This window comes from Microcoleus sp. B3-A4, assembly GCF_036705385.1.
Classification (GTDB): Bacteria; Cyanobacteriota; Cyanobacteriia; order Cyanobacteriales; family Microcoleaceae; genus Microcoleus.
The window spans coordinates 87,654-109,724 of the sequence record NZ_JAUBUI010000011.1; the positions used below are offsets into that span (position 1 = coordinate 87,654).

10 protein-coding genes and 2 pseudogenes are annotated in these 22,071 nt (G+C 45.7%); 10 read left to right on the plus strand and 2 right to left on the minus strand.

The genetic code is table 11. From position 1 onward, the window contains the following. Positions 1–21 precede the first annotated feature (21 nt). From QUB33_RS07985 to QUB33_RS08000, 4 genes are read left to right on the plus strand one after another with little or no spacing between them, the layout of a single operon-like run. Entirely contained in the window at positions 22–975 is a 954-nt protein-coding gene (locus tag QUB33_RS07985) for a methyltransferase domain-containing protein (protein ID WP_333349223.1), read from the plus strand. Between the two features lie 36 nt (positions 976–1,011). After that, positions 1,012–2,070, plus strand: coding sequence for a homogentisate phytyltransferase (locus tag QUB33_RS07990; protein WP_333349225.1), 1,059 nt, complete (start codon positions 1,012–1,014; stop codon positions 2,068–2,070). Further along, positions 2,055–2,210, plus strand: coding sequence for a hypothetical protein (locus QUB33_RS07995; RefSeq protein WP_333349227.1), 156 nt, complete (start codon positions 2,055–2,057; stop codon positions 2,208–2,210). Before QUB33_RS07990 ends, QUB33_RS07995 begins: the two co-directional genes overlap by 16 nt. A 50-nt stretch (positions 2,211–2,260) precedes the next feature. After that, the gene (locus tag QUB33_RS08000; protein WP_333349229.1) at positions 2,261–12,076 is read left to right on the plus strand and encodes a tetratricopeptide repeat protein; all 9,816 of its coding nucleotides are present in this window, start codon (positions 2,261–2,263) and stop codon (positions 12,074–12,076) included. Between the two features lie 73 nt (positions 12,077–12,149). On the opposite strand, the gene QUB33_RS08005 is transcribed toward QUB33_RS08000, so the two are convergent. Beyond that, the gene (locus QUB33_RS08005) at positions 12,150–15,377 is read right to left on the minus strand and encodes a glycosyltransferase (protein ID WP_333349230.1); all 3,228 of its coding nucleotides are present in this window, start codon (positions 15,375–15,377) and stop codon (positions 12,150–12,152) included. Between the two features lie 140 nt (positions 15,378–15,517). Here QUB33_RS08005 and cobA point away from each other — a divergent pair, with 140 nt between their 5' ends. From cobA to QUB33_RS08035, 6 genes and pseudogenes are all read left to right on the plus strand, one after another. Beyond that, on the plus strand, positions 15,518–17,089 hold the full coding sequence (gene cobA, locus QUB33_RS08010) for a uroporphyrinogen-III C-methyltransferase (protein ID WP_445299515.1): 1,572 nt from the start codon (positions 15,518–15,520) through the stop codon (positions 17,087–17,089). A 396-nt stretch (positions 17,090–17,485) separates the two neighbouring features. After that, positions 17,486–17,851, plus strand: a complete 366-nt coding sequence (locus tag QUB33_RS08015; RefSeq protein WP_333349234.1) for a type II toxin-antitoxin system death-on-curing family toxin — start codon at positions 17,486–17,488, stop codon at positions 17,849–17,851. A 226-nt stretch (positions 17,852–18,077) separates the two neighbouring features. After that, positions 18,078–19,268, plus strand: a complete 1,191-nt coding sequence (locus tag QUB33_RS08020; protein WP_333349237.1) for a tetratricopeptide repeat-containing serine protease family protein — start codon at positions 18,078–18,080, stop codon at positions 19,266–19,268. Between the two features lie 93 nt (positions 19,269–19,361). Beyond that, positions 19,362–20,549: a tetratricopeptide repeat-containing serine protease family protein gene (locus tag QUB33_RS08025; RefSeq protein WP_333349239.1), complete on the plus strand. Its 1,188-nt coding sequence runs from the start codon at positions 19,362–19,364 to the stop codon at positions 20,547–20,549. A gap of 87 nt (positions 20,550–20,636) precedes the next feature. Further along, positions 20,637–20,999, plus strand: a pseudogene (locus QUB33_RS08030) (Uma2 family endonuclease); the annotation flags it as partial. A gap of 120 nt (positions 21,000–21,119) precedes the next feature. Then, positions 21,120–21,383, plus strand: a pseudogene (locus tag QUB33_RS08035) (transposase); the annotation flags it as partial. 20 nt (positions 21,384–21,403) lie between these two features. Here the strand turns inward: QUB33_RS08035 and QUB33_RS08040 are convergent. Then, the coding region (locus QUB33_RS08040; RefSeq protein WP_333349241.1) for an ISAs1 family transposase at positions 21,404–22,071 on the minus strand (668 nt) is incomplete at its 5' end.

Sequence of the window (22,071 nt, forward strand, 5' to 3'; positions counted from 1 at the left end):
TTAATAACTTGCAATCCGGCGATGACATCAACACTTTACCAGCAAATTCAGCAACTTTACGACGCTTCTAGCGGTTTGTGGGAGCAGGTGTGGGGCGAACATATGCACCACGGTTACTACGGCCCGGATGGCAATTTGAAAAAAGAGCGCCGACAGGCTCAGATTGATTTGATAGAAGAACTGCTGGCATGGGCTGGAGTACCGTCAGAGAAGGCACTGGGTGAATCTTACCGCATTCTCGATGTCGGTTGCGGGATCGGCGGCAGCACGCTGTATTTGACCGAAAAGTTTAGTTCGATCGCTCAAAATAATTTAAAGTTAGATGGCGGGAGCGATCGTGATTTTAGCAGATCGCCGGAACTAAACAAAACGGGCGCTAGCGTTACAGCAACCGGGATTACTCTGAGTCCGGTACAGGCCAACAGAGCGACCGAACGCGCTAAAATTGCTGGGCTAGAAAGCAATGTGAATTTTTTGGTGGCCGATGCTTTGAATATGCCTTTCCCTGACGAGTCATTTGACTTGGTTTGGTCGCTCGAAAGTGGCGAACATATGCCAGACAAAATTAAGTTTTTGCAGGAATGCTGTCGCGTACTCAAGCCGGGAGGAACTTTGATTTTGGCAACTTGGTGTCACCGCCCGCTGGGAGAAACTGCGGGAGAATTAACTGATGAAGAGAGAAAGGAGTTGGCAGAAATTTACCGGGTTTATGCTTTGCCTTATGTAATTTCTTTGCCGGAATACGAGGAAATTGTCCGCAGTTTGCCTTTGACAAGTATTCGCACCGCTGATTGGTCAAAAGCTGTTGCTCCTTTTTGGGATGTGGTGATCGATTCTGCTTTGACTCCGAGCGCGATTTGGGGTTTGCTCACGAGCGGTTGGACGACTATTCAAGCAGCACTTGCTCTCGGATTGATGAGCCGTGGATATCAGAGCGGGCTGATTCGTTTTGGGATGATTTGTGCTGTAAAATAGCAGGCATATATCAGAGAAGTTTTGAGTGTGGAGTTGATGAGTAAGGTGTGCAATGCACACCTTAGAAAATATTATTTGTGTGGTGCGGGTGTGAGTTCTATGGGCAACGATTCGATTGACAAGTCTTGGATTGATAAAAATGGCTCGGCTCAGCAAAGCTGGGTAAGGGCATTTTGGGAGTTTTCTCGACCGCACACAATTGTGGGCACTAGCTTGAGTGTATTGGCTTTGTATGCGATCGCCCAAAGCACGAAGCTGTTTGTGAATCCTATATTTTTGCCCCTAGCTTTTGCCTGGTTGGCTTGCATTTGCGGCAATATTTATATTGTGGGATTGAACCAGTTAGAAGATGTTGAAATTGATAAAATAAATAAGCCGTATTTGCCGATCGCCTCGGGAGTGTTTTCTCGGAAAACCGGGGAATTAATTGTAATTGCAACGGGAATTATAGCAATTTTGACTGCTGTTTTACAAGGTCCGTTTTTGCTGGCTACCGTTGGCGTTAGTTTGGCGATCGGGACTGCTTATTCTCTGCCGCCAATTCGGCTGAAACGGTTTCCTTTTTGGGCTGCGCTGTGCATTTTTACGGTGCGGGGTGCTATCGTAAATTTAGGGTTATTTTTGCACTTTAATTGGGTGTTGGGTTTGGGAACGGCTAAAAGCGCTTTTTCTGGCTGGAGTTTGGAGAGTGTGTCTTTTCGGATTCCTGCCGAAGTTTGGGTGCTGACGATTTTTGTCGTGGTGTTTACGTTTGCGATCGCCATTTTTAAAGATATCCCTGACATGGAAGGGGACAAGGAATATAATATTACTACGTTTACGATTGAGCTGGGCAAGCCGGCCGTCTTTAATTTATCTCGTTGGGTGTTGACGGTTTGTTATTTGGGCGCGACTTTGGCGGGAGCGATCGTATTGTCTAATGTTAATTTAGTGTTTCTGGCAGTTTCTCATTTGGTGGCTTTGGGTTTGATGTGGTTTTGGAGCGTCAAAGTTGATTTGGACGATAAAATAGAAATTGCTGCATTTTATCAGTTTATCTGGAAGTTGTTTTTCTTAGAATATCTGATTTTTCCCGCAGCTTGTTTGTTGGGGTAGAAGGGGAAGAAGGAAGTTCGGCAACGGATTCTGTAACGGATGTAACGGATGTCAGTCCGATGGAAGTCGGAAGAAGGAAGAAGGAAGGGGGAAGAAGGAAGGGGGAAGAAGGAAGAAGGAAGGAAGAGTTAACAAATTAGAACAATTTGGCAATTACCAGTTAGCGAACTCCCAAACAACAAAGACAACTATGGCTTCTCCAAAAAAAATTCGGAAATCTGCCTGCAAACTGGGTGCCGAAGACTCTTTGAAATTAGCTTGGGAACATCACCAAGCGGGCCGTTTGTTAGAAGCTGAGAATTTGTACCGACAAATAATAGAAGTGCAGCCGGAATCAGCAAACGTGCTGTGTTTGTTGGGAATAGCGGCGAGACAGCAGGGAAAAATTGCCGAAGCGATCGACTTTTACGAACAGGCGATCGCCCAAAACCGCGATTTTGTAGAAGCACATTTAAATAAGGCTAATCTTTTACTGGATGTAGGCGAGTATCAAAGGGCGATCGGCAGTTACGAACAAGTCATCAAAATCCAGCCCAATTCCGCACTCGCCTACAATAACTTGGGCTGGGCAAAACAGCAATTATGCGAAATAGACTCGGCAATTTTATATTACCAAACCGCGCTGCAACTCGACCCCAACCTGCAGCAAACAGCGCACAATTTAGGACATTTATATAAACAAAAAAATCAATTAAACGAGGCAATCGCCTGTTACCGGCACGCTTTAAAAATCAATCCCAACTTGACATATTCTCTGATGGGCTTGGGAACAGTTTTGCAACAGCAGGGGAATTTAGACGAAGCTTTCAACTGCTACCAGCAAGCGGTACAACTAGACCCCAACAATCCAGAAGCTCACAACAATGTAGGAGCATTTTACCACGAACAAGGTAATGTAAAAGCCGCCATATCCTACTACAGACAAGCATTAAACTTAAAGCCCGACTTCGTGGAGGCTATTAACAATCTCGGACACGCTTTAGTCGATTTAGGAGAATTTCGAGAGGCTTTTTCTTGTCACAGTCGAGCCTTGGAATTGCAGCCAGACAACGCCACCGCCCACCTGGAATTCGCCTTAACTTTGCTATTGTTCGGAGATTTTCAGCGCGGTTTTGCTGAATATGAGTGGCGGTGGCGCACTCCGCAACTACAACCGAGGCAATTTAAACAGCCGATTTGGGATGGTTCAGATTTGCAGGGAAAAAATATTTTACTCCACGTCGAGCAAGGCTTCGGCGATTCTATTCAGTTTATTCGCTACGCGCCGATTCTTCGCAGCCGAGGCGCTAAAGTTATGGTGGCTTGCTATCCCGAACTGATGCGGTTGTTTGCGACTGTTGCCGGCATTGAATATTTATCAGTTAGTTTGGAAGGTTTGCCAGAATTTGACGTTCACGCGCCCTTGATGAGTTTGCCGCGAATTGTGGGGACAACTCTGGAAACAATACCGGCAAATGTTCCTTATTTATATCCGCCTGCTGAGTGCAAATTTGCGCTTTCTTCAGAGGCAAAATTGAAGGTAGGGATTGTTTGGGCGGGGAGTCCGCAGCGCCGGAAAGACAATCAGCGTTCTTGCAGGTTGAGCGATTTTATTCGATTTTTGGATGTTCCGGGAATTGCTTTTTATAGTTTACAAAAAAACTTGTCCGAGAGCGATCGCACTTTGTTGAACCAACACTTAGTACCGGATTTAACTCCGCATTTGAACGACTTTGCTGATACCGCTTCGGCTATATCTCAACTGGATTTAGTCATTAGTGTCGATACGGCTGTGGCGCACTTAGCCGGTGCTTTAGGAAAACCGGTTTGGGTGCTGCTTTCTTTTGCTCCTGACTGGCGTTGGCTACTGGATCGTGAAGATAATCCTTGGTATCCAACTGCGAGGGTTTTCCGCCAAAGTCAGCCGGAAAGTTGGCAAGAATTGTTTGAGGAAGTACAGGCGGCTTTGAGCTTATTTGCGATCGCCAATACTGCTAGTTATTCCCAGGATTCTGCCCAAGATCGGCTTGACTTCGTTTCACTCGCAATGACTGCTAATAATACGCCTGATCTCGATTATGTGGCTCTCCAAATGACAGGTGCAAGCGTGGTTAAAGAGAGTAAACAAATATTTGTGATGGCGAGCGAAGGCTTAGCAGAAGGCTCCGCAGCTAAGCCTTCGCAGGGAATTGAGACATCGATTGCGATCGGAACGGCTGGCGATGATTTAGCTGGTTTAGAGGACTTATTGCGGCAAGCAGAACAGTTAATGGAAACAGGTGAGAAGGAAGAGGCGCTCGCCCTTTACGAACAGATTATATCTATTGAGCCAAATTGCGTTCAAGCGCGGATTAATTTTGGTTTTCTCAAGCAAGAAAATGGCGAATTGGAAGCCGCTATCCCCCATTACCGAGAAGCTTTAGCCATCGATCCAAATATTCCTCAAACAGCTTATAACCTGGCAAAGATTTTTGAGGAACAAGGTCAAGTGGAAGAGGCGATCGCACATTACGAGCAAGCTCTTGTAGCTCAACCGAGTTTCGTACCCGCCCTGATTAATTTAGCGGTGGCGCGGCAAGAAAAAGGCGAACTTGTAAGGGCGATCGAACTGTATCGGCGAGCGTTGGAAATTCATCCGCATAGCTGGGAAGCTTACAACAATCTCGCAACAGTGTTGCAAGAACAGGGCAATTTAGAAGATGCGCTGGAGTATTATCACAAAGCTCTAGAATTGCTGCCGGATTTTGTGGAAGCTATCAACAATTTAGGCAGGACATTTCTGGAAAAAGGCGCGGTAGAAGATGCGATATCCTGCTACAGACGAGCGATTCATTTAAATCCAAATCACGCTAGCGCTCACCTGAATTTATCCTTGGCTTTGCTGTTGGTGGGAGATTTGGAAAATGGTCTCGCCGAATACGAGTGGCGCTGGCAAATCAAAGAATTTCACACTGGTCATTCCTGTTTTTTGGCGGGGCCGGAAAATACAGTTTCGGCGAGAGAATACCGGCCGCTGTGGGACGGTTCTCATTTGGTGGGAAAGACTATTTTGCTGCACGCCGAACAAGGTTTAGGTGATTCGCTTCAGTTTATCCGCTACGCTGCGATCGTCAAAAATAAAGGCGGTAGGGTCATTGTGGGCTGTTACCCGCAATTGCACCGTTTATTTGCAACGGTAGACGGCATTGATTTGCTAATAGTTAAAGGCGAGCCACTGCCGGAATTTGACGTGCAAGCGCCGATGTTGAGTTTGCCCTATATTATCGGTACAAAGCTGGAAACAATACCGGCAAATACTGCTTATTTATCTCCGCCTGCGGGTGCGGAATTTACGCTTCTGCCCGATCGGACTTTGAAAGTTGGCATTGTCTGGGCGGGGAATCCAAAACACCGCAAAAACAAGCAGCGTTCGTGCAGTTTAAGCCAATTTCTGCCGCTTTTGGAGGTTTCGGGGGTAAGTTTTTACAGCTTGCAGAAAGAGGCTTCCGAGGCCGATCGCGCGCTGTTGAATCAAACGTCGATCGTAGATTTGAGCCCGTATTTTGGCGATTTGGCCGATACTGCGGCTGCGATCGCCAAACTGGATTTAGTCATTAGTGTCGATACCGCTGTCGCCCATTTGGCGGGCGCTTTGGGCAAACCAGTGTGGATTTTGCTGGCGTTTTCGCCGGATTGGCGGTGGCTGCTGGAACGGGAAGATAGCCCTTGGTATCCGACGGCGCGGCTGTTTCGCCAGCATCAGCGGGGCGACTGGGAGGACGTTTTCGATCGGGTTGCGGAAGCTCTAGGCGCGCTTGCAGCAGCATTTGTGCCGGCGGATGCGGCGGATGCAGAGTTTCGGTTGGGCGTAGATTTGCAGCAGCAAGCCGATTTGGGCGGTGCGATCGAATGTTATGAGCGAGCGATCGCGATCTATCCTAATTACGCAGCCGCGCACAGCAATTTAGGCGTGGTCAAACAGCAAGCGGGCAGGCTAACAGAGGCGATCGCGCACTACCGACAAGCGCTAGCAATCGACGGGAATTTGGCGGAAACTGCGAGCAATTTGGGCAGCGCGCTCGCAGAAGCAGGGGAGACTGAAGAGGCGATCGCACAATATGAGCGGGCGCTTTCTTTGAACCCGAATTGCGCGGAAGCGCTGATTAATTTGGGCCTGTTGCGGGAAGAGCAAGGGGATGTGGCGGAGGCTATAAGCTGCTACGAGCAAGCGATTCAAGTCAATCCTAACTGCGCGGTGGCTTATTTGAATTTGGGAATTGCTTTGGAGGCACAAGGGGAGGAAGCCGGTGCAAATTACGAACAGGCGATCGCCAATTACGAACGGGCGATCGCGATCGAGCCAAATTATGTGGAGGCCCTGCACAAATTAGCATACGCCTCGATCCGACAGGGCAAAATTGACCGCGCGATCGCATACTACGAGCGATCGACTGCACTGCAACCGGATTTAGCAGAAACTCTGATCGCTTTGGGAAGTTCCCTGCAACAGCAAGACAAGTTAGATGAGGCTCTAGCCGTTTGCCAGCAAGCGATTCAGCAATTGCCAGCCAGTGCACAGGCTCGCTGCAATCTGGGAATTGTCCTGCAGAAACAGGGCAAAATTGAAGATGCGATCGGCTGCTACCAGCAAGCTTTGAGCCTGAAACCCGACTTTCCTGAAGCTTTGAACAATCTCGGCAAAGCTTTTGAGGAAGCGGGAAAAATGGCAGAGGCGATCGATTGTTACCGTCGGGCGATCGAACTCAAACCCGGTTATATCAATCCCCTCACCAATTTGGGAAGTGCTTTGCACCATCGCGGCCAATTTGCAGATGCTGTCACCTGCTACAGCCAAGCAGTTAAATTTAATGTCGGCCATCCTGAATCTCACCTAAATTTAGGTTTAGCGTTGCTGCTGGCTGGAGACTTTCAGCGCGGTTTTTACGAGTACGAATGGCGGCTCCTAGTTAAAGAAAAACAGTTCCGCTCCCACAACTTTATTCAGCCGCTTTGGGATGGCAAAGATTTGCAGGGAAAAACTATTTTGCTTTGCCCGGAACAGGGTTTAGGCGATGCAATTCAGTTTATCCGCTACGCAGACTTAGTCAAGCAAAAAGGCGGTAGGGTAATTGTTTGGTGTTTGCCGCACTTGCAGCGCTTGTTTGCACAAGTTTCGGGAATCGATGGGTTAATAGTTAATCCCGAGGATGCACCCGATTTTCAAGTTCACGCGCAGCTAATGAGTTTGCCACACCTTCTGGGAACAACTTTAGAAACCATACCGGCGAAGGTTCCTTATTTAGCTCCGCCGACGGGTTGGGAATTTACTCTCAGTCAAACTCCTAATTTGAAAGTGGGGATTGTGTGGTCTGGAAATCCTAAAAATACCCACAATAAGGTGCGCTCGTTCCCCCTGAATTTGTTGAACAAACTGTTAGATATTCCCGGAGCAGATTTTTACAGTTTGCAAAAGGAAATGACAGCCGACGATCGCGCTTTGTTAGAGCAAATGCCAGTAACAGATTTAAGCTCTTATTTGCACGACTTGGCGGATACTGCGGCGGCAATTTCCGCTCTGGATTTAGTGATTTCTGTAGATACTTGTGTGGCACACTTGGCTGGTGCTTTGGGCAAACCCGTGTGGATTTTGCTCTGTTTTGTGCCGGATTGGCGGTGGATGTTGCAACGCGAAGATAGTCCTTGGTATCCCACGGCGTGGCTGTTTCGCCAGTCAACAGCGGGAGATTGGGAAGGAGTTTTAGAAGAAGCTGCTTTGGCGCTGAGAGAAAGAATTTGTCAGCATAAACCAGCTATACCGCCAAGAGAAACTCAAACCAATATTGAATTATATCACAAACAGTTTAATCAGGGAAATTTTCTCAAGTCGCAAGGAAGATTGGCCGAGGCGATCGCTTATTTTAAAAATGCTTTGGTTTTGCAGCCGAGTTCGATAGAGGCTACGACTAATTTGGCAGTGACGCTGCACCAAACAGGCGATTTAGCCGAAGCTGCCACCTATTACCAGCGCGCGGTCGAAATAGATCCAAACTGCGCTCAATCCCACAATAACTTGGGTATTTTGCTGCAAGATCAAGGCAATATAATGGCTGCTATATCTTGCTTTCAAAAGGCGATCGCCCTGAATCCGGTTTACGTCAAAGCTCTCAACAATCTCGGCGCTGTACTCCAGCAGCAGGGCGAGTTGCAGAGTGCGATCGCGTTTTTTCATCAAGCACTTTCTGTCAATTCCAATTACGTGCCCGCGCTGGTAAATTTGGGTGTGGCGATGGAAACACAATCTCAGCTAGACGAGGCTGAACTGCTTTACGAGCGTGCAATAGGAGTAGAACCAAACAATCCTACAGGACACTATCACCTGGGAACGTTATGCTTGGGGGCGGGAAAAATAAAACAGGCAATTTCTAGCTTGGAACGAGCCATATCTTTGAACCCTAATTATCTAGAAGCTCTTACTAATTTAGGAAGTGCTGTTGAACAATTAGGAGACGTTAATCGAGGCATTTCGTGTTACAAAAAAGCAATAAAAGTTGATGTTAATTGTGTAAAGGCTCACTTCAATTTAAGCTTAGTATTGCTGTTGACTGGGGACTTGCCGCGCGGTTTAGCAGAATACGAGTGGCGCTGGCAAACAGAACAGGCGAAAAAATTGCCGCGGTTGAATTTTGACCGACCAGTTTGGGACGGTTCAGATTTGAACGGACAAACTATTTTGCTCCGATGCGAACAAGGTTTGGGCGATGCGATTCAATTTGTGCGATACGCGGCAATTGTGCAGCAAAAAGGCGGCCAAGTAATCATTTCTTGCTATCAAGAACTGAAGCGTTTATTTAAACAAATTCCTGGCATCAAACAAGTGGCTGTTCGGATGGATGAATTGCCTGATTTCCAAGTGCAAGCACCTCTGATGAGTTTGCCTCATATTCTGGGAACAAATTTAGAAAATATACCCGCAAATGTTCCTTATTTAGCTGCGCCGCCGAATTGGCAATTTTCCATAAATTCCGTGAAGCACAGCTATCCCGTAGGGAATCGCAATTTCAAAGTTGGGATTGCGTGGGCGGGAAGTTCGGAACATTTGAAGGATTTTCAGCGATCGAGCGATTTAAGCTATTTCTTGCAATTGTTAGATATTTCCGGTGTAAGTTTTTACAGTCTTCAGAAAGAAATGTCGCCTGACAATCGTAGTTTGTTAACTCAAATTCCCGTGATAGATTTGAGCGACAATTTGAACGATTTTGCCGATACGGCGGCGGTGATATCGCAACTAGATTTAGTAATTTGCGTGGATACTGCTGTCGCGCACTTAGCCGGTGCTTTGGGTAAACCCGTATGGATTTTGCTGTGTTTTATGCCGGATTGGCGGTGGATGTTGGAATGCGAAGACAGCCCTTGGTATCCGACGGCGCGACTGTTTCGACAGCAAACACCGGGCGATTGGGAGGAAGTATTCGATCGCATAAAAACAGCCTTAAAACACCTAATTTCTACTCGTTCCCAAGCTGTGCCTGGTAACGGAGATACCGAAGCTTCACCTCGATTTTCTTTATCGCCCGCACAGGTACAATTTCACATAGCAAAGGCCTTAGAAAAACAAGGTAAAAAAGCCGAGGCAGGCGCTCGTTACGAACAAGTAATTGCCGCCTCACCCAGCCACGCCGAAGCTCACAGTTATTTAGGTTATCTCAAACAGGAAAAGGGGCAAATAACCGAGGCTATTGCTCATTACCAAAAATCGCTAAAAATCAATTCTAACCAGGCTGAAACTAACTTGTATTTGGGTTCTGCCCTCGAAGATCAGGGACAAGTCGCAGAGGCGATCGACTTCTACAATAAAGCAATTCAACTACGTCCCAACTCGCCAAATTGGCGCTTGAGACTAGCCTTAGCTTTGCTTTTAACTGGGAATTTTGATGCTGGTTTTGCAGAGTACGAATCGCGCTGGCAAACTCAACAATTGGATCGGCGCTCTTTTGAGCAACCACTTTGGGACGGCTCGGATTTGCAGGGAAAAACAATTTTATTGCACCCCGAACAAGGTTTTGGGGATACGATACAGTTTATCCGCTACGCTCCTTTAGTTAAGCAAAAAGGCGGCAAAGTTATTGTTGCTTGTCATGCCTTGCTGAAGCGTTTGTTTGAAGGAATTGCAGGAGTAGATCGAGTAGGAGTCAGGCCGAGCGATTTGATAGATTTTCAAGTGCAAGCCCCGCTGCTAAGTTTGCCCAGAATTCTGGGAACGACTTTGGAAAATATACCGGCGAATATTCCTTATTTAGCTCCGCCACAGGATTTTAAATTTTCCCTAGAGCCGAACAATAAACTAAAAGTAGGTATTGTGTGGGCGGGCGGCCCGCTGCACCGCAACAATCATCGGCGATCGTGTAAATTGAGCGATTTTTTGAAATTTTTAGATGTTCCGGGAGCGAGTTTTTACAGCCTTCAGAAAGATTTGTCAGGGGGCGATATTACTTTATTAAATCAACACCAAATTGAAGATTTGAGCGAACATTACGTCGATTTTGCCGATACCGCAGCAATTATTTCGCAACTAGATTTAGTAATTTGCGTGGACACTGCTGTGGCCCACTTGGCCGGCGCTTTGGGCAAACCAGTCTGGATTTTGCTGTCTTTTGTTCCCGATTGGCGCTGGATGCTGGAACGCGAAGATAGCCCTTGGTATCCCACTGCGCGGTTGTTTAGGCAGCAAAAAGCTGGTGATTGGGATGGAGTTTGCGATCGTATAAAAGCAGCCTTAGAACACTTAATCTCGACTCGTTCCCAGCCTCAGCCTGCTAACGCAGATTCTTATGCTCCGCCTCAAATCCAACCCCCAGAAACTCCCCCACAAATTACAGGAATCGGCATCAGTTGGCCGATAAGCATCACCAGCGGTTGGGGAATTTACGGCGTGAATTTAACACTACAACTGCTGCAAAATCCAGCCTGGCAAGTTGCGCTTTTAGCACCGCCATCCATCACCTCAGAAGCGATGAATCCGCTGCATAAATCCCTGCTATTACCTGTAATTGAAAAGCAAAAAAGTTTTCAGGAATTAGTAGCAGCAAATTCCGACAAACAAATCAGTTGTAATTTTCCCGTACTTTACGCTTTGGGGAATAATTTAGCATCCTCTGGAGTTGACAATCAAATTACCAGCGCTTGTCAAATAGGAGTCATATTTTTTGAAGACACGCGAATCACAGCAGAAGCACTAGAAACAGCCAAAAAATATAGCGCGATTGTCGCCGGTTCCAACTGGAATGCCGATGTTTTGAGAAGCTGCGGCTTGACTAATGTGGCGATGGTACATCAAGGAATTGACCCAACAATTTTCCATCCTGCACCTAAATCTAATCTATTTGGCGATCGCTTCGTCATTTTCTCCGGCGGCAAACTGGAATATCGCAAAGGTCAAGATATTGTAATTGCAGCTTTCAAACGATTTCGCGCCAAACATCCAGAGGCTTTGTTACTAACAACATGGCACAACTTCTGGCCTCAGTATATGTTAGGAATCGAACAAACCGGAAACGTTGCGGGACTTCCCAATATCAACGGCGACGGAAGTTTAGGAATTTCCCAATGGTTAGTGGCTAACGGTTTGCCAGTTGACTCTTTTATCGACATCGGCTTAATTCCCAATCACCTCGCGGGACAAATTTTGCGAGAAGCCGACTGCGCTGTTTTCACCAACCGCTGCGAAGGTGGCACTAATTTAGTCGCAATGGAAAGTATGGCGTGCGGAATTCCGACCATTTTATCAGCAAATACTGGTCATTTAGACTTAATTTACAGCCACATTTGCTATCCTTTATGGAGTCAAGGGCGAGTTAAACCGACTGCTCCTTTTTCCGGTGTAGAAGGTTGGGGAGAGTCTGAGGTTGCAGAAGTTGTCGAGGCTTTGGAACAAGTTTATACTAATCGCGAAGAATCAAAACGTCGCGGTTTAGCGGCGGCTAACTTTATGCTGGATTGGACTTGGGAAAAACAGGTTAAGCGTTTTTTGGATGTGATTGCCGATATGTAGATAACACTAAAGTCGTGACTACAAAATTTAGGAAAATTGTTCGTAGTAAAGACTTTAGTCATTATAAAAAAGATTAATTTCCCATTGATTCCAATAGTTTATTAGCACTGTTTACACTTTCAATATCGTATAGTTCTGGATTGTAAGAAACAACTTGTGCTACCAATTTATGATGGTAACTTTGAGCAGTTTCATTCCTAGAACCATGAACGCGACGATAATTAAGAACTATTTCTCTCGTTCCAAAAAAAGGAATGCTATGTTTGTGACAATTAACCCAAAATTCCCAATCCTCATAACCTTCTTTCATCTCTGCTTTGTAACCGTTGACCAAATTCCAAACGGATTTGTGATACAATGAAGACGTGCAAATCATATTAAATTGTTTGAGCTTTTTTGGTGAATATAAATCATAGCTGGGTATTGTGTAATTTTCATGACCGCCAAAAAGTTTATAAGAACCAAATGCTACGCAAGGTACTTGGGATTTTAGACATATTTCTAAAAGACAAGTCAAAGCATTTGGAGCTAAAATATCATCGGCATCTAAGGGAATTATGTATTCGCCGTTTGCTGCCGCTATGCCAGTATTTCTAGCCATTGATATCCCTTGATTAGCTTGTTCTATTAGCCTAATTTGATGCTGGGGATTGGCTGCTATCAAATTTTTGGCTGCTGTGCTAGTAGTATCTAAGCTGCCATCATTGACAATGATTATTTCCCAATTTTTGTAAGTTTGATTGATAACGCTAGTTACGGCTTGCGACAAAAAATGAGCTTGATTGTAACAGGGAATAATCACAGATATCAAAGGTTGACTTTCAAGCTGTGGCGAAGCCGCAATTTGCTGAACGCTTTCAGGATGGTTTGAATGTGAATTTTCGCTAGAATTTCGAGCCACTTGTAAGCCGTAAAAATAAATCTTTGGATGAACAATCGCTAATTGATTTAAATCGGTATTTTGATACTCATTTACTAACCTGGGATATTTCGATAAGTATTCTTGTTTGACAAAGATTAAGATATTCTGAGCGTACCAAGGCTCTACTTTTTCATTGTTCCAGATTTTTTTTCTCAAGCAATCAATGACTGCAAAACCATTTTGCTGAAAGTAATAAGCCCAATATTGCGGCCACTGTTCGTTAACGTGTTCGACACCGCCTTGAAATGGTATTGCTGCGGAAAACAAAATTACTGGTGCTAGTTTAGTTAGAGAATTAACAAAGTTTTCCGCACAGGTACTGGGTAAATGTTCCCCAACTTCCAGAGAAATAGCCAAATCAAACTTTCTTTCTACTTGCAGCGGTTGCTTTAAGTCGTAAGACTTGAACTGATTTAAAGGAATTTCTAAAAGAGTGCGATCGACATAATCGCCATCTATTCCTAAACAATCAGCAATTCCCAACTTGTGAAAAGCAGCTAACCAACTTCCCGTACCGCAGCCCACATCCACCACACTTTTAGGTAAAATGGGTTGCAGCAAGTCTAAGAGCAGGGGAATAATTTCTCTAGCAGAACTGCGAGCTCCTTCTCCGATTAATTGGTCAAAATCTCTTGTATAAGATGACTGTTGGTTTTGATGGGTTTGGCTGCTTATTTGAGAATTAATTGCCTCTAAATGGCTAATATTGTAACCGTGCAAATGTGCTGGCAACTGCCAGGAAATCTTGGGGTCGGGTTGATGTTTTACTGGCTCGACATTGCCCCGCCAAGCAGCCCCCATAATTTGCATTGTTTGATATACTACTGTTTGCCATCCCCTTTGCTTCAAGTAATCTAAACCTTTACCAACGTCTGGAGCGGTTAAGTCGTGAAATAAAATTATTGCATCTTCCTCAGCCAATTTTTCACACGCAATGGCATCATTTAATGGCCCATCACCTCCGTGTTCTCCGTCAATAAAAATTAACGACCATTTCCGGTTGAATTGAGCGGAAAATTCTTCTACTCTTTGGGGGCTGTAGCCTGGTATTAGCTCGACGGTCGTTTGAACTCCCGACGCATTGAGAGCACCTTGAATTGAATCGATTACGCTTTGTCTGATATCTTGTCTTTCTAATAGCGGATCTACGACATCTAACTCAACTCCTGCGAGGGCTAAGTGACAGGCAGACCACCCTAGCCAGCAGCCTATTTCTAAGGCTTTTTTACCTTTAAATTGTAGAGCTGTATTGTAAAGGATGTGTGCTTCGTCGCGATTCAAAAACCCGATGAATGGATAGCGCTTGTCTGCATACCAATTATGCGGAACTTCCCGGCGCAAATAAGGCCAGTTACTCGTATTTGGATCGGCAATAATCATATTGGGGAAATAGGAGTCAGGTATAATTATTTGGAACCCTTGCGAGACATAATCCCCTGGATGTAATAAATTATTTTTGCTAATTTCAGGTTGTTGGTAAGTCATTTTTGGTTCTTTAAATATTGATATTGCTTGCTGTTTTTTAGGTTGATAACGGACACTCATTTCCAGTATGTCGCCGTCAGTTGCCATCAATTGTACTCGGTCAAACTGCTGCCGGCCAGCTAAATGCAAAATGCCGATCGCCTCCTGCGGCAAGTACGGCTCCACAAAACAGCCTCGCTGCTTGTCCCAAACCGGAAAACCGTTGAATATCCAATTGCACCAAGCTGGGAGCATTTCAGTGAGATTGAACAATTCACCACTGTAAACAGCTAGGTTGAGGGCAAATTGATCTGTCATAACACAGCCGGACTTTTGCAATCCTTGATTGAGTTTTTCCGCCCATATTTCCCAGTGCAAAGCGTCTTTGCGGAGGGCGAAAACTCCGGCATTTAATATGGGATAACTGTATAATTTATTAGCGATTTCTTCACCAAAGTTAGCTTCATATTGTTGATAAACCCACTGCCAAAATTGAGGAAGTTGTCCGTACTGCTGCAAGCTCGCCCTGTGAACTTCGGGAACAATTGCCAGTCCCCGGCGCGATGATCCTTCAACCAACAAATTAATTGCTCTCCAGTCTTGAACCCAAGCATCCGCATCTATCCAAATGTATATATCAAAATTGGGAAAGTATTTTCGCAAACAAGGTCTAACTAATAGTCCTTTTAAATGTTCGGGAGCTTCATTTCTGCCCGGAAAATCAAAGTCCCAATCTGGCTTTTGAATGATATTAACTTGTCTTTCCAGCCACTGCAACTGTTCGGGAGTGCAGCCTAGATCGAAAAAGCCGATCGCCACATTTTCACCCTCTGGTTTTTCCCGCACCGATAAAATAGTGCCTCGCACCAATTCAAAGTAATTTGCATCGGCGGCCGTGATGATGATAATCTGCATAAATAGCTTTTATTATACAATCAAACTGCTGAGTATACCGTAGGGTGCGCCATGCGCGCCTTACTATAGTGTAGGCTGCACCATGCGTACCTGACTATAGGCTAGCAATATTCATAAAACTATACTATCGAGGAGGAATGGTGAAAAACCACAAAGGGAAAGTTTATCTAGTCGGTGCGGGACCCGGAGATTGTAACTTGATGACAGTGCGATCGCACAAACTGCTATCCCAAGCCGAAGTCTTAATCTACGACGCTCTAATCGACATCCCGCAACTCGAATTAATCCCAGCAACTTGTCGGAAAATCGAAGTCGGTAAACGCGGCGGCAAACCTTCCACGCAGCAGCAAGAAATTAACCGCTTGCTGGTAGAACATTGCAAATTAGGAAAACAAGTCGTGCGGCTAAAAAGCGGCGATCCGTTTATTTTTGGTCGCTCCAGTTCCGAAATTCAAGCATTAAAAACAGCGGGCTGCGAGTTTGAAGTAATACCCGGAATTTCTTCCGCCCTATCCGCACCTTTACTAGCAGCAATTCCCCTCACAGATCCGGTAATGAGTCGCTGTTTTGCAGTGATGAGCGCCCACGAACCTGATGCTCTTGAATGGGAAGCATTAGTGCAGATAGAAACTTTGGTAATATTGATGGGAGGGCGCAATTTAAGCGAGATCATCTGGCAATTGCAAAAGCACGGACGATCTACTGACACTCCGATCGCCATTATCCGAGATTGCGGCCGCCCCGAACAGCAAATTTGGCTGGGCACTCTCTCCAACATTGTACAGCAAACAGCAGGTCAATCTTTATCGCCTTGCGTGATCGTAATTGGGGAAGTAGTCAGATTGCGCGAATATTTAATCCAGCCAGAAAGCACAAATATGATCGATACACCAGTCACCACTAATAACAGCCAATTGCCGCTAGCAGGAAAAACCATTTTAGTCACGCGATCGGTTTCTCAGTCGGCTGAATTTAGCGATCGACTCCAGCAACAAGGAGCCCGCGTTATCGAAATGCCCGCCTTGGTAATTGGGCCGCCGTCCACCTGGGAACCATTAGACAGTGCGATCGCACAATTGTCAAGCTTTCACTGGTTAATTCTCACTTCCCACAACGCTGTAGACTGCTTTTTTCAACGATTACAAGCAAAAGGCAAAGACGCCCGGAGTTTGTTTGGTATTAAAATCGCAGTTGTAGGGAAAAAAACAGCAGAAAGTTTGCGATCGCACTCTCTACAACCAGACTTTATTCCCCCCAACTTTGTCGCCGATTCCCTAGTCGAGAACTTCCCCGATCACTTGCAAAACTGCAAAATCCTATTTCCGAGAGTAGAAAGCGGCGGCAGAGAAGTTTTAGTAAAAGAATTCAGCGCCCAAGGAGCGCAAGTAATAGAAGTGCCAGCTTACCAATCTTGCTGTCCCGAAAATATTGATCCGATCGCCCTCTCCGCACTCCAAAATCAAGCCGTAAATATCATAACATTTGCCAGTTCAAAAACCGTGCATAACTTTTGCAATCTCATACAACAAAGCCCGCAATTGTCCGGATCTCAGGATTGGTTGGAAAGCGTTTGCATCGCATCGATCGGGCCGGAAACTTCCAAAAGTTGTCAGAATTTATTGGGTAAGTTAGATGTGGAAGCCAAAGAATATACGTTAGACGGATTGACTGAGGCTATCGTTAAATGGGTTGCAGAAGATCGAAATTTGTAAGTGCGATAGAACAGTATTTGATTATCTAATCAGTTGGTTGTAAAATTGTTGTAATCTCATTTTAAAAAAGTTATCTGTAAGGACAGGGCAGTGCCGTATCCTTACAGATAATCGCGTACAATCTCTAGGTTGCAAAACTTTTATGCATTAGGATAAAATAGTTGTAAAATAACTAGGAGGAAAGAAACATGACCGCAAAAGACCAACTTCTTCAAGAACTCGACCAATTACCAGAACCCTTGCTGCTGAAAGTGCTTGAATTTGTCCGTTCCTTAAAGACTGAAGAATAACAACAAAAACTAGAAGCCAAAGCATGGCAGACCTATCTAGATTCAGAACGCGAAAGAAAGGAGGTTTAGCGTCGCCTTGCCAACTCCTAATTTGGTCAGCAAAAGTATGGTTTTAAGTATCGACGCCAGACAGATAGAGAGATTTGCCGGCATTCCAGGCGTCAGAGACGAAAGTTTGTTAGAGTCGGCTTTGGGTCAACGGAAAGCAACTTTTGGCGGTCAATTTTTGCATCCAACAATTAGCGAACAAGCGGCCGCTTATCTCTATCACATAGCGATGAATCATCCCTTTATTGACGGCAATAAACGAACGGATTTTCCAGTGACAGATAATACCTTTTTGCGTTTAAATGGTTGCACTCTGAATTTGACGGACGATCGAGCCTATGATTTAGTCATGCGAGTCGCACGGGGAACCATAACTCAGGAAGAACTAACCACCGAGTTCGAGTCAGGTATTTTTAAGTTTTAATAAGTAAGTTGGGCAGCATTCATTGAGATTAAGTAAGGTGCGGCGTACTCACGCTACATTGAAATAGCGAATCGCGGAACAAAAAAGCGAGTAAAATTATCACTAAAGAACAAAGCCGAGATCCTTTGCGTCAAATCACCAATAAAACTAAAAAAGAAAAACTACCAAGGATCGATCGCCCTTTCTCCCGCAAATCCCGCTACCCGACTACTAATTACGCATAGCCATGAATATAAATTTTTCTCGTTACGACACCTTAACCACGCTGCTAGCAGGAACTACCGCAGCCTTAACCATAGTCATCAGCCAACCCGCGATCGCCAAAACCCCCCAAGAAGTCGCCAGCATTGCCGGGCCGCTGACAGTACAAATTAACAGTTCCATAGGAGACGGTTCTGGCGTAATTATTGCCAAAAACGGCAAAACTTACACAGTTTTAACAGTCAACCACGTCGTAGAAAAAGCAGACGTGAAATACACCGTTCGCACCTCTAAAGGCAAAAACTATCAAGCAACTGCCGTCACCCGCTTGCAAACCGCCGAAACTGACCCGGATTTAGCCGTAGTCAAATTTGAAAGCCCCGAAGAATATCCAGTCGCGACGATCGCAGATTCCGATCAAGCCGTCATCGGCACTCAAATCTTTGTTTACGGCTATCCCGCGACGGGCGGACTTTTCGGCGCCGAACGAGAACCAGAACTCTCTCCCGGGCTCGTTACCAGCCGCCCCGGCAACCGCCCGGAAGGTTACACTTTGCGGTATCAGGCCGTAACTTGGAGTGGCATGAGTGGCGGCCCAGTTTTTGACTCCGAAGGCCGAGTCATCGGTTTACACGGACAAGGCGAATTCGGTTTCGCGCAAACGAGTTCCGGCGAAGTCGCCCCGATTAAAACGGGATTTAACGCAGCAGTTCCAATCAATACATTTATCGCGAAGCTAGTGGCGGCGGGAATAAACAAATCCGAGTTGAAAGTAGACAATACTCCCCCAACGACCGGCCCCGTATCCACCGCCAATCCGCAAGACGCCCAAGCCTATTATTTTCGAGGACTTTCGCTGTTAGATCAAGGAGATGCTTGGGAGGCGATCGCCGATTTCAACAGAGCACTCGCTTTCAAGCCCAAATATACCCCTGAATTGTATTTTAATATCGGTAATGCCCGCACTTTCATGACCGCCAGCGTGTCCCAACTCGGTCCCACTCGCGGTTCCAATGCTATTCAAGCATACACGCTGGCGATCGAAGCCAATCCTGGTTTTGCCGACGCTTACTACAACCGAGCTTTAGCTTACCTGGACAACCAAGACCAACCGAAAGCAATTGCCGACTTTCAAAAAGCAGCAGAACTTTACAAGCAAGGCGGCCGAACCAGCGCCTATCAAGACGCAATTAACAGAATCAAACAGTTGCAATAAACTTAGCCTTTAAGAGTTCAAACATCAAAATGAAGCTATTTATTTTGATGTTTGAATTTCCAACTAGGGTAATTAATATAATCAGCAACTACCATGAACGTAAATTTTTCCCGTTTCGACACCTTAACCACCTTGCTAGCAGGGACTACGGCTGCCTTAACCATAATCATCAGCCAAAGTGCGATCGCCAAAACCCCCCAAGAAGTCGCCAGCATTGCCGGGCCGCTGACTGTACAAATTAACAGTTCCATAGGAGACGGTTCTGGCGTAATTATTGCCAAAAACGGCAAAACTTACACAGTTTTAACAGTCAACCACGTCGTCGAAAAACCCGAGATCAAATACACAGTTCGCACCTCCACAGGCAAAAACTATCAAGCAACCTCTGTCACCGGGCTGCAAACAGCCGAAACAGAGGCGGATTTAGCCGTAGTCAAATTTGAAAGCCCCGAAGAATATCCAGTCGCGACGATCGCAGATTCCGATCAAGCCGTCATCGGCACTCAAATCTTCGTTTACGGCTATCCCGCTACGGGCGGACTTTTCGGCGCCGAAAGAGAACCAGAACTCTCTCCCGGACTCGTTACCAGCCGCCCCGGCAACCGCCCGGAAGGTTACACTTTGCGGTATCAGGCCGTAACTTGGAGCGGCATGAGTGGTGGCCCAGTTTTTGACTCCGAAGGCCGAGTCATCGGCTTGCACGGACAAGGCGAATTCGGTTTTGCTCAAACCAGTTCCGGCGAAGTCGCCCCGATTAAAACGGGATTTAATGCAGCAGTTCCGATCAATACTTTTATGGCGAAACTGGCGGCGGCGGGAATGAACAAATCCGATTTGAAAGTAGACAATTCTCGCCCCACCGCAGTTCCCCTATCCACCCTCAACCCAAAAGACGCTGAGGCCTTTTATTTTCGAGGACTGGTGTACTTAGATGAGGGATCTACTTTCGAGGCGATCGAGGCTTTCAACAAAGCACTCTCTTTCAAACCCAACAACACCCCGGAATTGCATTTCAATATTGGTAATGCCATGACCATCGCCAGCACTCCCGAGACACGCACTAACCCGATTGAGGCTTACACGCGGGCGATCGAAGCCAATCCCGGCTTTGCTGACGCCTACTACAACAGGGCTCTAGCCTACCTAGATCAAGCCTACCTAGATCAAAAAAACAAACCGAAGGCAATTGCCGACTTTCAAAAAGCAGCAGAACTTTACAAGCAAGGCGGAAGAACCAGCGCCTATCAAGACGCCCTCAGCAGAATCAAGCAATTGCAGTAGAATTAGAAGTTAAGAATTAAGAATTAAAAATGACTAATCCCATTTTTAATTCTTAATCAAGTTCCTACAAACAGCAGGTAAATAACAATGACTGCTATCACCTTAAACCTCTATTCCATCATCAAACTAACTTCAGAACAGTTTTATCAACTGTGTGAAGAAAACCCGGAATTTAAACTAGAACGGAATGCCAACGGAGAATTAATTGTCATGCCGCCAACCGGAGGAGAAACTGGGAAACGCAACTTAACAGCAGGGGCTCAACTCTGGACGTGGAACGAACAAACCGAACTCGGTGAAGGCTTTGATTCCTCAACAGGATTTACTCTGCCCAATAAAGCCGATCGCTCTCCCGATGCTTCTTGGGTAGAAAAATCCCGCTAGTCAGCTTTGACGCGCGAACAAAGAGAAAAATTCATCCCCCTTTGTCCCGATTTTGTCATTGAATTAGGGCTTGCTGGATAAGTGCAGAAAGGTTACACGGCCTGGTTATGCGATCGTCCGATCAAGAAAAGTGTGCAAGATAAACAGGTAAAATAGTACAAAACCCTTGCATCACCCAGTGCGCTCGTGTACAGAAAAGCTGAGCTTGCCTCAAGTCCCGCATCCGAGTTTGAACAGCCCTTTGGAGGAAGGTTGTCATCAGACAACCGTTGGGTAAAAATGGCCGAACTAATTCCGTGGTCAGAATTTGAAGGAGAATATGCTGAAAACTTCCCCACAGAAAAGGGGGCACCAGCCAAATCATTTCGGATGGCATTGGGAGCATTAATCATCAAAGAAAAACTGGGAATTAGCGACCGCGAAACAGTAGAACAGATCCGGGAAAACCCCTCAGGGTAAGAGCATCTCAATCATGCTTGACAAAAGCACTTGAGAATTTGCATCATATAGTCATTGTTCATCGCAGCCCGTTTGATTTTTTGTCGCAGGCTACGCTGGAGAGTGGTTTCTTGGTTGACCGCATTAAGGGCAATCCGTCTTACCAGAGCGAAGTTCTGAGGACTGTTTAACGAGCGAATCCGGGATTTATCTTCATTAAAAGTCACATCTAAACTCCAATCCACTTGGTTTTCAATGCTCCAATGTTGACGAATAGCACGACCATTTAGTTGGGCATCTACTGGTAAAGAACTTAGGTAAAACTGTACCTCGTGAGTGGTTTTGTTCCAGAGATGACGAACTCTTTCGACCATCACAATAGTGCGTAAGCCGGCCCATTGCTCTTGCTTGTAAAGTCCTCCTAATTGGGCAACTGATACCGCCCAGACTTTTCGAGTTTCGAGGCGATGATGTCCCTTTTCGGTTCGGAAATCATAACTCATTTCAATCCCTAGGAAATCCTGAGTTTTTGCAGTCTCAAACCAGTCTTTAACTTGATTGTAAAGAGTGGGATGATTGTTTTTTAGTGCCACGACATAATCGCCTTTTTTCTGACGAATCAGTCGGACTATTTCTGTTTGAGTCCCCATCGCATCAATGGTGATAATCGCTCCTGAAATGTCGATTAATTCTAGTAGTG